At 69.5% G+C, this 13284-nt stretch carries 11 protein-coding genes; 2 read left to right on the top strand and 9 right to left on the bottom strand.

Going from position 1 to position 13284, the window contains the following annotated elements; genetic code table 11:
• Window positions 1-32: 32 nt before the first annotated feature.
• Both ITJ62_RS05845 and ITJ62_RS05840 read right to left on the bottom strand, forming a co-directional pair.
• Window positions 33-1349 (bottom strand): sugar ABC transporter substrate-binding protein, encoded by a 1317-nt coding sequence (locus tag ITJ62_RS05845; protein WP_194600040.1) that lies wholly within the window; start codon window positions 1347-1349, stop codon window positions 33-35.
• Between the two features lie 129 nt (window positions 1350-1478).
• Window positions 1479-2930: a CCA tRNA nucleotidyltransferase gene (locus tag ITJ62_RS05840; protein ID WP_194600039.1), complete on the bottom strand. Its 1452-nt coding sequence runs from the start codon at window positions 2928-2930 to the stop codon at window positions 1479-1481.
• A gap of 245 nt (window positions 2931-3175) precedes the next feature.
• Between ITJ62_RS05840 and ITJ62_RS05835 the strand changes: the two genes are divergently transcribed.
• Window positions 3176-4759 (top strand): stealth family protein, encoded by a 1584-nt coding sequence (locus tag ITJ62_RS05835; RefSeq protein ID WP_307783368.1) that lies wholly within the window; start codon window positions 3176-3178, stop codon window positions 4757-4759.
• A 72-nt stretch (window positions 4760-4831) separates the two neighbouring features.
• On the opposite strand, the gene ITJ62_RS05830 is transcribed toward ITJ62_RS05835, so the two are convergent.
• Window positions 4832-5911 (bottom strand): SDR family oxidoreductase, encoded by a 1080-nt coding sequence (locus tag ITJ62_RS05830; protein WP_194600038.1) that lies wholly within the window; start codon window positions 5909-5911, stop codon window positions 4832-4834.
• A gap of 117 nt (window positions 5912-6028) precedes the next feature.
• A complete protein-coding gene (locus ITJ62_RS05825; RefSeq protein ID WP_229939153.1) occupies window positions 6029-6967 on the bottom strand; it encodes a phosphodiesterase in 939 nt (312 codons plus the stop codon).
• A gap of 179 nt (window positions 6968-7146) precedes the next feature.
• On the opposite strand from ITJ62_RS05825, the gene ITJ62_RS05820 reads away from it, so the two are divergent.
• Window positions 7147-7914: a DUF1353 domain-containing protein gene (locus tag ITJ62_RS05820; protein ID WP_194600037.1), complete on the top strand. Its 768-nt coding sequence runs from the start codon at window positions 7147-7149 to the stop codon at window positions 7912-7914.
• A 94-nt stretch (window positions 7915-8008) separates the two neighbouring features.
• On the opposite strand, the gene ITJ62_RS05815 is transcribed toward ITJ62_RS05820, so the two are convergent.
• From ITJ62_RS05815 to ITJ62_RS05795, 5 genes are read right to left on the bottom strand one after another with little or no spacing between them, the layout of a single operon-like run.
• On the bottom strand, window positions 8009-8788 hold the full coding sequence (locus ITJ62_RS05815) for an ABC transporter ATP-binding protein (RefSeq protein ID WP_079003721.1): 780 nt from the start codon (window positions 8786-8788) through the stop codon (window positions 8009-8011).
• Window positions 8785-9606: an ABC transporter ATP-binding protein gene (locus ITJ62_RS05810; protein ID WP_194600036.1), complete on the bottom strand. Its 822-nt coding sequence runs from the start codon at window positions 9604-9606 to the stop codon at window positions 8785-8787. Before ITJ62_RS05810 ends, ITJ62_RS05815 begins: the two co-directional genes overlap by 4 nt.
• A 38-nt stretch (window positions 9607-9644) precedes the next feature.
• Window positions 9645-10526 (bottom strand): ABC transporter permease, encoded by an 882-nt coding sequence (locus tag ITJ62_RS05805; protein WP_194600035.1) that lies wholly within the window; start codon window positions 10524-10526, stop codon window positions 9645-9647.
• The gene (locus ITJ62_RS05800) at window positions 10523-11596 is read right to left on the bottom strand and encodes an ABC transporter permease (protein WP_194600034.1); all 1074 of its coding nucleotides are present in this window, start codon (window positions 11594-11596) and stop codon (window positions 10523-10525) included. Before ITJ62_RS05800 ends, ITJ62_RS05805 begins: the two co-directional genes overlap by 4 nt.
• Window positions 11580-13163, bottom strand: coding sequence for an ABC transporter substrate-binding protein (locus tag ITJ62_RS05795; protein WP_228497844.1), 1584 nt, complete (start codon window positions 13161-13163; stop codon window positions 11580-11582). Before ITJ62_RS05795 ends, ITJ62_RS05800 begins: the two co-directional genes overlap by 17 nt.
• Between the last annotated feature and the right edge of the window lie 121 nt (window positions 13164-13284).

Below are 13284 nucleotides of genomic sequence, written 5' to 3'. Positions count from 1 at the left end.
CCATCATGCCCTGCGATGCCCTGCGCCCGGGGTCAGTCGTTGATGGCGGCGTTGGCCGCCTCCTGCGCCTTCTTGAGACCGTCCGCGACGGGCGTCGTGCCGGCGAAGATCTCCTTGAAGATCGGGTCGTAGGCGGCGAGCCCCTTCGCGTACCCGGCACCCGTCGGGGGCGCGATGGTCTTCGCGTCGTCGGCGATCACATCGAAGAAGGGCTGCACGTCGACGTCCTGGCCCTTCCAGTAGTCGAAGTACTGCTTCTGGGCCGCGGTGACGGCGGGGACCGCCGAGCCGGACGCACCGACGGGCGCGTTGCCCTCGGTGCTGCCCAGCCAGGCGAGCACCTTCTTCACCTGGTCGGGGTGCTTCGTGGCCGCGTTGCCCGCTGCGGCGATCCCGTTCGTGACGCTGACCTTGCCAGCGGGGCCGGCCGGGAGCTCGGCGACACCCCAGCGGAAGTCGGCGCCGTCGTGCACGGCCTTCAGGCTGTAGAGCCCCGACTGGAACATCGCGACCTTGCCCTGGAGGAAGGCGTCGCGGGCGAAGTCGCCGTCGGCGTTCGTGGAGGCGGCCGGCGGGGCGACCTTGGCGCCGTTGATCGCGTTGACGAGGTAGCTCACGGACTCGCTCGTCTTCGGGTCGTTGAACGCGAAGTCGTCGCCGTCCTGGTACTTCCCGCCGTTCGAGCCGATGAACGGCAGGAGCACGGCCTGCAGGTCGTACCCGAGGCCGGTGCCGTAGGTCGCGGGCGCTGCCGGGTTGAAGCCGGGCTGGTCGGCCGAGACCCCGGCCGCGTCCTTCGTCAGCTTCTTCGCCAGGGGCAGGAAGGTGTCCTTCGTCGTGTCGGGCGACCAGGTCGCCTCCTCGAGCTCGGCGGGCTTCACGCCGGCCGCGTCGAGGAGGTCGGCGTTGTAGTAGACCGCGATGCCGGCGTCGGACAGTTGCGGGACGGCCCAGAGCTTGTCGTTCCGGGTGAACTGGCTGACCACGCTCGGCGCCCAGTCCTTCGAGGCGTCCTTGCCGAGCGTCTGCCCGACGTCGAGGACGCTGCCGCTGTCCGCATACCCGGCGAGGTAGGAGTTGTTCAACCAGAAGACGTCGGGAGCGGTGCCCGCCGCGACGTCCGTGCGGAGCTTCGTCCAGTAGTCCGCCCATTCGACGACGTCGACGCGGACGCGGATGTCGGGGTTCTCGCGCTCGAAGGCGGCGAACGAGGTCTCGTAGGCGTCGGCGACGGCGGAATCCCAGACACGCACCGTGACGGTCGTGCGCTCCGTGGATCCGGCGGCGCAACCGCTCAGCATCAGGGCGGAGGCGGCCGCGATCGCGAGGGCGGCGTGTCGCTTGAGCATGAGAATCCTTCGTTCCGTGAACCTCAGGGAGGCTAGCAGTTCAGTCTGAACGCCTGCGAGCTGTCAGAAACGGTCAGTGTGACGCCGTCTGACTGTGCGTTTGTGACAGTTCGCGGGCAGGTGGGGCCGTCACCGGGAGGACCACCAGTCGAGGAGGCGGCGGGTGGCCTCCTCCTCGCCGAGCGGGCCCTCGTCGAGCCGCAGCTCCAGCAGCCAGCGGTACGCCTCGCCGACCTCGCGACCGGGTGCGATGCCCAGCACCTCCTGGATGCGGTTGCCGTCGAGGTCGGGCCGGACGGACTCGAGCTCCTCCTGCTCCTGGAGCTCGACGATGCGCTGTTCGAGGTCGTCGTAGGCGAAGCCGAGGCGGTCGGCCTTGCGCCGGTTGCGGGTCGTGACATCGGCGCGGACGAGCATGTGCAGCCGCTCGAGCAGCGGACCGGCGTCGCGGACGTAGCGTCGCACCGCGGAGTCGGCCCACACGCCCTCGGAGTACCCGAAGAACCGCATGTGCAGCTCGACGAGCCGAGCGACGCTCTTGATCGTGTCGCCGTCGTACCGGAGCGCGGTGAGGCGCTTCTTCGCCAGCTTCGCCCCCACGAGGTCGTGGTGGTAGAAGGTGACGGCTGCGCCGGGGCCGGTCTTCTTCGTCGCCGGCTTGCCGATGTCGTGGAGCAACGCGGCCCAGCGCAGGACGAGGTCGGGCGCCTCACCGGGGTGCCGCGAGTGCTCGTAGCCGATCGCCTGCTCGAGCACCGTGAGCGAGTGCTGGTAGACGTCCTTGTGGTGGTGGTGCTCGTCGGGCTCCAGCCGGAGCGCGGGCAGCTCGGGCAGCACGAGGTCGGCGATGCCGGTGTCGACGAGCAGCTCGAGGCCCGCGCGCGGGTGGTCGGTCGCCAGCAGCTTGCCGAGCTCGGCCTGGATGCGTTCGGGGCTCACGATGGAGATGGTCTCGCGCCGCTCCTCCATGGCCTCGATCACGTCGTCGGTGGGCCGGAAGCCGAGCTGCGAGGCGAACCGCGCGGCACGGAGCATGCGCAGCGGGTCGTCGCCGAAGGACACCTCGGGGGAGCTCGGCGTCCGCAGCAGGTGCGCGACGAGGTCCTCGACGCCGCCGGACGGGTCGACGAGGGTGATCTCGGGGATACGGAGCGCCATCGAGTTGACGGTGAAGTCGCGCCGCCGCAGGTCGTCTTCGAGGGTGTCGCCGAACGCGACGACCGGCTTGCGGGTCACGCCGTCGTAGGCGTCGGCCCGATAGGTGGTGATCTCGACCGTGTCGGCATGCTCGACACCGTCGTCGCCGGTGACGGTGACCTTCGCGCCGATCGTCCCGAAGTCGCGGCCGACGTCCCACCAGGCACTCGCCATCGGCTTGAGGACCGCGAGGATCTGGTCGGGCGAGGCGTTCGACGTGAAGTCGAGGTCGCTCACGGTGCGACCGAGCATCGCATCGCGAACCGGTCCGCCGACGAGGGCCAGTTCGTACCCGGCTTCGGCGAACGCCGACGCCACCCGAGCGACCACGGGCGACGAGGCCAGGTCCTGCAGGCGCACCAAGGATTCCGCCACGCTCACCATGGGGTCAATCGTACCCGGACGCCGCCTGCGACCCCGTCGCCGTCAAGCCGCGAGCGCTCCTGGGCGACGGCCGTACAATAACGAGGAACCCACTCCCCAGCAGACCAGAGGCGGACACGATCACGAACGAACTCGACGACCAGCGGCCAACCGTCGGCACTCAGGCACCGACGGCCTTCACCAGTACCGCGAAGGACCCGATTCCGCCGGAACTCCCGTTCACCACCGCCCCTGAGCTCGTCCTCGTGACCGGTGGCTCCCGATCGCAGCGCTTCGACCGCCCCGACGTGGTGCAGCGCAAGGGCGTCTACACCCTCATCAACGGTCACCTGACCCCACAGCAGTCGATGGTGGAGGACCTGCTCGCCGTCGCCGACGTGCTCGATGCGGCCGAGATCGAGTACCTCCTCATCCGGGGCGAGCACGACCGCCCCGTCATCGTCGTCGACCGCTCCCTGCGCAAGCGCCTGCAGACCGCACTCGCGGAGGCGTTCGCCGACGAGCCCTTCTACAGCGTGCCGCTCAAAGCGCGCATGTCGACGGTGAAGCCGGCCGGCGATCCGCACCTCCTCTCCGACGGCCTGCTCACCGGCGCACGCAAGGCCGAGGTGTTCCGGCTGTACCGGCCGCGCATCGAACCGCTCGGCCGCCTCCGCTACGGCATGGAGACCGCCCTGCAGCTCGAACTCTGGCGCTTCGGCGACGAGGAGATCACCGCTCCCGTGGAGAACGTCCTCATGCGGACGTACATGCCGCGGACGGAGGCCGTCGAGACGACCGTCGAACGCTACGGCCGCAGCTGGCGGACGCTCGAGCACATGTTCGGCGCGCTCGCGAGCGACGTCACCTTCGACATCGACCTCGTCTTCTCATGGGTGGACGGCTCCTCCGAGGAGTTCCAGCGTGCCCGTGCCAAGCGGATGCAGAGTTACGTCGTCGGCGACGGCGACGACTCCGACGCCCGCTTCCGCCAGATCAACGAGCTCAAGTACGCCCTCCGCAGCGTGCACACCTTCGCGCCCTGGATCCGACGCATCTTCATCGCGACCGACTCCCCCGCGCCCGAATGGCTGGCGGAGCACCCGAAGGTCACCATCGTGCGCAGCGAGGAGTTCTTCGGCGACCTCGACGCCCTGCCGACGCACAACTCCATGGCCGTCGAGAGCCAGCTCCACCGCATCGAGGGGCTGTCGGAGCACTTCCTCTACTCCAACGACGACATGTTCCTCGGCCGACCGATCAGTCCCGAACTGTTCTTCTCACCGGGCGGCATCAGCAAGTTCGTGGAGGCGACCACCCGCATCGGCCTCGGGGCGAACGACCCCTCGCGCAGCGGCTTCGAGAACGCGGCTCGCGTGAACCGTCGGCTCCTGCACGAGCGCTTCGGACGCGTCACCACCCGTCACCTCGAGCACTGCGCCGCGCCCCTCCGCCGGAGCATCATGGCGGAGATGGAGCAGGAGTTCGCCGAGGAGTTCCGCGCGACCTCCCACAGCGCGTTCCGTGCGGCGGACAACATCTCGGTGACGAACTCGTTCTACCACTACTACGGCCTCATGACGGGTCGCGCGGTGCAGCAGACCCAGGCGAAGGTCCGCTACATCGAGACGACGCTCAAACAGTCGCTCGGGCAGATGGAGCGACTCCTCAAGCGACGCGACCAGGACATGTTCTGCCTGAACGACGGCAGCCGGCCGGAGATCTCGGTGGAGCAGCGCACCACCGCGGTGATCGACTTCCTCGAGCGGTACTTCCCGTTCCCGGCGCCGTGGGAGCGCGAGGCCGCCGTGCCGAGCGCGCTCGAGATCGAGCCCGCCAAGCTCAGCTGACCGCCCTTCGACAGGCTCAGGGACCGGACGGGTGCTCAGGGACCGGACGGGCGCCCAGGGACCGGGGGCCGGTCAGGGGACGATGCGCTCCTCGCGGAGGCGGTCGAAGATCGCGGTGAAGGCGTCCAGCGTCCGTCGGTAGCCGGTGAAGCCGGCGAGTCGGCTCTTGCTCATGTCGGTGACGACCTCGATGTCCCGGCCGAGGTCGCCGTCGGTGTGCCACCACGACGCCACGCGGGAGAGGTCGGCCTCGACGAGATCGTGTTCGGCCACCAGCTCGGCCCAGGTGCCCTCGACGCCCGCCATCTGCTGCTCGAGCGGACGCGGCGCGGTGTCGAAGCCCTCCGGCTCGACGCCGAGGTGCGCCGCCAGTCGCGGCCACATCCAGCGCCAGCGGAAGACGTCGCCGTTGACGATGTTGAACGCCTCGTCCGCACCGGCCGGTGAGGTCGCAGCCCAGAGCATCTGCTCGGCGAGGAGTCCGGCGTCGGTCATGTCGGTGAGGCCGTTCCACTGGGTCTCGGAACCGGGGAACACGAACGGTCGGTCGAGTCGCTTGCAGAGCGCCGCCTGCACCGCGAGCGTGGACGCCATGTTCATCGCATTGCCCACCGCATGCCCGATCACGGTGTGGGAGCGGTGCACCGACCAGGTGAACCCCGCTCGCGCAGCCGCGGCGAAGAGCTCGTCCTCCTGCTCGTAGTAGAAGTTGGGCGTGTCGAGTCGGTCCTCGTCCTCGTGGAACGGGGTGTCGGGCATCTCGCCCGCCGCATAGGCCTCGAACGGGCCGAGGTAGTGCTTCAGGCCGGTGACCAGGGCGACGTGGTGAACGGGCTCGGCGGAGAGGGCGGCGAGCAGGTCGCGGACCATGCCGCCGTTGACCCTGATGTTCTCGGCCTCGGTGTCCTGACGCGACCAGGCGGTGAAGAACACGTGGGTGACGCCGGTGCCGCCGAGGGCGCGCGCGAGGTCGTCCGCGTCCCGGAGGTCGGCCGCGACGTGTTCGACCTGCGGGTGGGCCGCCGGCGCGCGGCGAGAGAGGGCGAGGATCCGCCAGCCACCGTCCTCGAGGAGCTGCGACACGATCGCGGAACCGGTGATGCCGCTGGCGCCGACGACGAGTGCGGTGCGGGGTGCTTCTGGGGAGGTCATCCGTCCACGATAGGCGCGTCGGACCGGGGAGGCTCCCGGAACGGCGGACCCGCCGGGCTGCGGTACCCTGCCGGGCCGCGGCCCTTCGACAGGCTCAGGGAGCGCGGAGGTGCCGCCCTAGACGAGGACGCCGATCGGCATCGTCAGCGGCGGCTCCGGCTGCACGGGCACCGTGTCGGACACGGGCAGCTCGATGCCGTCGCGAGCGAGCAGGCGCGCACTCTCCTCGGCGTCGATGTAGTGCAGCGGCGGGGTCTCACCCAGCGGCACCACCGAGTGCAGGACCGTCTTGCCGTACACGTGGACGAGGTTGAACGCCCGTGCGCCGTCGCGACCACGCGTCCCGCCGACGGGCACGTTGAGGTCCTGCGTGTAGCACGTGGCCGAGGCGACCGACACCGGGATACCCGCGAAGGTCGCGGTCGACGAGTAGTGCAGGTGCCCGGCGATGATGCTCCGGACGTCGGACCCCTCGAGCACTTCGGCGAGCTTCGCCTGGTCGCGCAGCTCGACGCTCACGGCGAGGTCGAGCACGCTCGGGACGGGCGGGTGGTGCATCGCGAGGATCGTGCCGTGGGGCGCCTTCGTCGAGAGTTCCTCGGCGAGCCAGTCGAGCTGCTCGTCCGACACCTCACCGTGGTGGTGCCCGGGGACGCTCGAGTCGAGGGTGATGACGCGGAGGCCGTTGACGTCGTAGACGCGGTCGACCGGGCGGGTGGTCGGCACCTCTCCGAACAGCCCGGCGCGGAACGCCTGGCGGTCGTCGTGGTTGCCCATCACCCAGATGATCTGCGATCCGAGGCGCTCGGCGACCGGCTCGACGATCGATCGGATGCGGTCGTACGCGTCGGGTTCGCCCTTGTCGGCGAGGTCGCCCGTGAAGACGATCGCTTCGGGCCGACCGCCGGACGCCTCGAACTCGGCGAACAGGTGACGCAGGTGCGTCTCGCTGTCGACACTGTCGTAGAGGCTCCCCCCGCCGGCGAGGAGGTGCGTGTCGCTCACATGGAGCAGGAAGTGATCGGGCCTCGGGTACTCGGCCGTGCGAAGACTCACGTGACAACTCTCGTTCGAGCGATGCTCTCCGAACCGCATCGCAGCTGTTTGACCATCTGACCAGACTCGGTTGAACGGCAACGGAACGCCACGCTACGACGCGGGAAACTCGTGAGCAAGGTCAGGAGCCGACATCCAGGGGACTCACACCTGACGGTGGGCTGCGGGAGGATGTCCGCATGCCCTACCTCGACGACGATGAGCAGCCGCTGCAGCGGATCGATCTGGCGCAGATCCCCCCGACCGGACGCCGGTTCCGGCTCGGGCGGCGGATCGGGTTCCAGGAGCACGCCCCTGACGGTCCCGTCGTGTGGGCACCGGCGTCCGACGACGAGCGCGACGGCGACCTCGCGGAGGGATGGACCGACCTCGCCTCCGTCCCGGGCGTCCTGTGGAGCTTCATCGGCAGCTACGGCCGGCAGTCCGCGCCGGCCGTCGTGCACGACCACCGGGCGCTCCTCGCACTCGGGCTCCCGCCGGACCAGGCACTCGAGCAGCGGTTCGAGGACGACCGACAGTTCCGCGTCGGCCTCCGCCACCAGCGGGTGCCCCTCCTCCGGGCCTGGCTCATGTGGGCCGTCGTGTCGGTCGAACGGTACGTCCGACACGCTCCTGGCGTCGCCGCCGTGCTGATCGGGCAGTCGGTCCTGGGCGTCCTGGCCGTCTGGGTCGCCACGATCGGACTCGTCACGCCCGTGCTCGGCGCTCCGACGCCCGGGTGGCTCGGTCTCGCGGTGGCACCCGCGGTCCTCGCCGTGTGCTGGCGGGAGGAGCGGAGACTCCTCGTCTGGTTGCCCTACGCCGGTGCGCTCCTCGGCCCCCTGCTCCTCGTCCAGCTCGCTGCGGTCGGCGCGTTCCGCCTCCTCGAACTGCTCGTCCGGGAGACGATCGACCGCCCGTTCATCGACGACTCCCCCGGCCCCGTCGGCCCGCCGACCCTCCGCTGACCCGTTCCCTGTCTCAGGAACGCCTCGGCGTGTCGAGCGCGGGGGACCCGACACGCCGAGACGCTCCTGAGACAGGGACGGAGCAGGGGTCCGGCTAGGCGCCGGGGAGGGTGCCGAGTCCGTCGACGACCGGGATCGCCGCGAGGAGCCGCTGCGTGTAGGCGTCCTGTGGGTCGGACCAGACGCGGTCGACCGGGCCGTGCTCGACGATGCGACCGGCGCTCATGACCGCCACGTCGTCCGCGATGACCCGCACGACGGACAGGTCGTGGCTGATGAACAGGAGCGCCGCGCCGGTCTCGACCGCGAGCTTCCGCATGAGCTTCGCCACCCGTGCCTGCAGGGAGGCGTCGAGCGACGCGATCGGCTCGTCACCGATGAGCAGCTCGGGGCCCGCCGCGATGGCCCGGGCGATCGCGATGCGCTGCCGCTGGCCGCCCGAGAACTGGTGCGGGTAGCGGGTGCGGCTGGCGGCGTCGAGCTCGACGTGCTCGAGGAGCTGACCGACGTCCCACGCGTCGCGCACCGGGTTGACCCGGAGGCCGTCCTCGATCTGACTCCCGACCGTGCGGCGCGGGTTCAGCGAGGCGTACGGGTTCTGGAAGACCATCTGGATCCGCAGCAGTTCGGGTGCGCGCTTCCGGAGACCCAGCTTGCCGATGGGCGTCCCGTTGAATGTGATCGCGCCACCAGAAGTCGGTTCCAGGCCGCAGACCGCTCGCGCCAGGGTCGACTTGCCGCAGCCCGACTCCCCCACCAGACCGAGCACCTGTCGGGGTTCGAGGTCGAAGCTCACGCCGTCGACCGCGTTCAGCGTGCCGCGACCGGGCAGCTTGTACGTCACGTGGACGTCGTCGAGGTGCAGCAGCGTCATGACGCCGCCTCCGTTCCCGTGTCGGGCAGCGCGTCGATGAGCGCCTTGGTGTACTCGTGCTGCGGATCGGTGATGACCTGGTACCGGCTGCCGTGCTCGACGATCTCGCCGAGCCGCATGACCGCGATCGTGTCGGCGAGCGCCGACATCACCCCGAGGTCGTGGGTGACGAGGATGATCGCGATCCCGAGCTCGTCGCACAGCTTCCGCAGCAGGCGGAGGATGCCGGCCTGGACCGTGACGTCGAGCGCTGTCGTCGGTTCGTCGGCGATGAGCACGGACGGCTCGCACATGAGCGCCGAGGCGATCGCGATGCGCTGCAGCTGTCCGCCCGAGAACTGGTGCGGGTACTTGCGCAGCGCCGCCTCCGGGTTCGGGACGGCGACGAGGCCGAGCATCTCGAGCGCCCGCGCGTGGGCGGCCGCCTTCGAGGCTCCCGTGTGGTGCCGGTAGTGGTCGACGAGCTGGGCCTCGACCGTGAGCATGGGGTGCAGGCTCGCGGTCGGGTCCTGGAAGATCATCGCGATCTCCGTGCCGCGGTACCGGTTCATGGTGCGCTGCTTGAGCCCCACGAGTTCGGTGCCGTCGAAGCGGATGCTGCCGCCGAGGTCCGCGCCGGCCGGCAAGAGCCCGCAGATCGCGAGCCCGGTCATGGTCTTACCTGACCCCGACTCACCGGCCAGCCCCGTGATGCGACCGGCGGGGACCTCGAGGTCGATGCCGCGGAGGATCTGCTTGGTGGCTGCACCGCGACCGAAGCCGAGCGTGAGCCCCTCGATGACGATCCCGCCACCGCTGCCGCCTGCTGCCTGCGTCATGTCGCGTCCTTTCGGGTCGCTCGCACCGCGTGCGCCGCTCACAGCGCGCGCCCCTGTACGGCTTCCTGCGACCGTGGGTCGAGGGCGTCGCGGAGCGCGTCGCCGAGGAAGTTGAAGGCGAGCACCACCGTGAGGATGGCGAGTCCCGGGAAGACCGCGATCCACCAGGACGAGAAGTTCTGCACCCCGTCGGACACCATCGCGCCCCAGTCCGGCGTCGGCGGGACGGCACCGAGGCCGAGGAACGAGAGACCCGACAGCAGCAGGATCGCCGTACCGACGTCGAGCGTGGCGAGCACGACGACCGGCGACACGACGTTCGGCAGGATGTCCTTGCCGAGCGAGGTGAACGGCCCGTTGCCGAGCAGACGACCGGCGATGACGTACTCGGCTCCCCTGGCTCCGATGACGAGCGAACGCGTCACGCGGGCATAGGCCGGCCACGACACGATGAGCATCGCGATGACGGCGTTCGTGAGGCTCGGGCCGAGCGCTGCGGCGATGACCATCGCGAGGATGATCGTCGGGAACGCGAACACGAGGTCGGCGATCCGCATGATGGTCTCGTCGAGGGCCTTGCCGAAGAAGCCGGCGATCGCCCCGAGGAGCGAACCGATGAGCATCGCGAAGACCACGAGCATGAGGGCGAGCGGGATCGAGACCTGGGCGCCGCTGACGACCCGGGACAGGACGTCGCGGCCCACCTGGTCGGTGCCGAACCAGTGCGCGGCACTCGGGGCCTGCAGCCGGTCGAAGTCCTGGGCGAGCGGGTCGAACGGCCGGATCCACGGCGCGAGCACCGCGACGAGCAGCCAGAAGAGCACGATGACACCGCCCGCGACGGCGAGCGGGGTGCGCAGCTGCTTCGAGATGCGGAGGCGGCCCTTGCGCTTGGTCTGGACGGCGAGGACGTCGGTCATGCCACCCTCACTCTCGGGTCGATGAAGCCGTACAGCACGTCGACCAGGAAGTTCAGGCCGATGTACACGAAGCCGACGATGAGCCCGACGCCCATGATCGCGGGCAGGTCGAGTTTGGTCGCCGCGGAGTACGCGTACTCGCCGAGGCCGTGCCACGAGTACACCTTCTCGACGAGGACCGTCCCGGACAGCAGCGACCCGAAGGCGACGCCGAGCACGGTGATGATGGGCACGAGAGCACCGCGGAGGACGTACCGGGTCACGACGACGTGGCCGGGAAGACCCTTCGCCCGCGCTGCGCGCACGTAGTCGAGGTCGAGCACCTCGAGGATCGCCGACCGTGCGAACCGGGTGAGCAGACCGATCGTGTAGAGCGCTAGGACCGAGGCGGGCAGGATCAGGTGGGCGATGGCGTCGCCGAAGGTCGACCACTGGCCGGCGAGCAACGCGTCGATCGTGTACATCCCGGTGACCTTCGGCGGCGGGATCGCCGCGGGCGAGAGCCGCCCGGAGCCCGGGAACCAGTGCAGCTGGGAGAAGAACACGAAGTAGACGACGAGTGCGAGCCAGAACGACGGCACCGAGATGCCGATGAGGCTCACGACCCGGATGACCTGGTCGGTGATCGTCTTGCGTCGCAGCGCGGCCCACATGCCGAGACCGACGCCGATGATGATCGAGATGACGATGGCGGTGAGCGCCAGTTCGGCCGTGGCCGGGAAGGCGCGACCGAGTTCGTCCGCGACGGCGCCGCGGGTCTGCTGCGAGGTCCCGAGGTCACCCTGGAACAGGTTCGCGACGTACGTGACGTACTGGACGGGCAGTGGCTTGTCGAGGCCGGCGCTCTCGCGGAACTGCGCGACGATCGTCGGATCCGCTGCTGCCTGCTCACCGAGCGCCGCCTGCACGGGGTCCGCGGGGACGAGGTTGGTCAGCGTGAAGGTGACGAGCGTCACCCCGAAGATCAGGAGGACCGTGAGTCCGAGCCGGATGCCGAGGTAGCGCGCGAGCGGGTGGAGACCCGCTCGCGCGCTGGACGTCGTCGGTGCGACGCTACTTGATTCCGGCAAGATCGACGGTCCACGTCGGGTTCAGCGGAACCTCGGTGATCGTGGTCGCGGTGACCACGTTCTGCGCCGGCTGCAGGAGCGGGATGAACGGTCCGCTCGCGTTCTGCGCCTTCTGGAGGTCCTGGTACGCGGCGGCACGGGCGTCCGTGTCGGTCGCGGCGAGCGCCGCGTTCGCGAGGTCGGTCACGGTCGGGTCGGCGCCTGCCGGCCAGCCCGCGCGGAGGCCGACGAGCTCGCCCGGCGTGAACGCGAGGTAGTTCGACGGGTCCGGGAAGTCCGGGCCCCAGTACCAGAGACCCACGGTCTCCTTGCCGTCGCGGTAGGCGTCCAGCTCGGTGGCGACCGGAGCCGGGGCCAGCGTGATGGTGATGCCGACCGACTTCAGCTGCGCCTGGACCGACTCGGCGATGCTCTGGAGCGACAGCCCCTGCACCGTGATGTCGTTCGGGAAGTTCAGCGTGACGGCTTCGCCCGCGTAGCCGGACTCCTTGAGCGCCGCCTTCGCCGCATCGGCGTCGAACTGGTTGCCGTCGGCGGCGTCGAGCGCGCCGTTGAAGATCGAGGGGATGAAGCCACCGGGACGGACGGAACCGTCGCCGGCGAGGTCGACGATCTTGTCGTAGTCGATACCGAGCTTGACGGCCTCGAGGAACTTCGGGTTGCTCGTGATGTCGCTGATCGAGGGGTCCTGGTTGAGCATGAGGAAGATCATGTAGCGCGAGGGGTTCGCGATGATCTTCACCTTCGAGTCGTCGAGCTCGGAGACCTGGTCGGGGTTGAGGTCGAGGGCGACCTGCGAGTCACCGGCCTCGACGTTGAGCTTCTGGGTCGGACCCTGCACGTTGCGGAGGACGACGCGTTCGTACGCAGGCTTGGTCCCCGTGTACTCGGGGTTCGCCGTGAAGACGACCTGCGAGGCGGCGTCGAAGGACTCGAGCTTGTACGGACCGGAGCCCGCGGAGGTGGTGTTGAGGAACGACTCGGCCGCGTCGTCGGCGGTCGCGCTGCCACCGTTCTCCTCGACGACCTTCTTGTTCACGACGCCGAGGGCCGGGTTCGGAAGGATGAACGGGAGGGCTGGGTTCGGCGTCGCCGAGGTGAGCGTGAGGGTCGTGTCCGAGGTCTTCTCGATGGTGACGCCGTCGAGCAGGAAGGACGGGTTGCCCTTCACGCCCTGGACGCGCTGCAGCGAGAACACCGCGTCGTCGACGGTCACGTCGGAGCCGTCGGAGAACTTCTTGCCGTCCTTCATCGTGAGGGTCATCACCGTGTTGTCGGCGTTCATCTCGTAGCTCGCGAGGCCGTCGACGGGGGCGGTGACGTCGTCACCCTTGAAGGTGAGGAGGGTCTCGTAGAGCGCCTTCGCGACGATCGAGCCGGTGGTCTCGTACTCGCGGTTCGGGTCGGCGGTCTTGAGGTCGAAGGACGCGTCGACGACGAGCGACTTGCCCGCGCTGTCATCGGAGCCACCTGAGGGGGAGCAGGCGGCGAGCGCGAGGCCGGCGGCGAGGGCGAGGCCGAGGGCCGCCATGCCGCGCCGGCTCGTGCGGCTGAAGGATCGTGACAAGGTGGAGCTCCTTATCTGGTTGGAGGGATGAGCTGAAAGTAGTGCGATACGCGATCATTCGTCAATCCACAAGCCGTTACCAAAGAAGAATTGTCTCGATTTCGCGGCGAATCTGCCATAT

The sequence above is a fragment of the Plantibacter sp. VKM Ac-2876 genome (assembly GCF_015350715.1).
Taxonomy (GTDB): domain Bacteria; phylum Actinomycetota; class Actinomycetes; order Actinomycetales; family Microbacteriaceae; genus Plantibacter; species Plantibacter auratus.
This window is presented reverse-complemented; position numbering and strand designations above follow the sequence as displayed.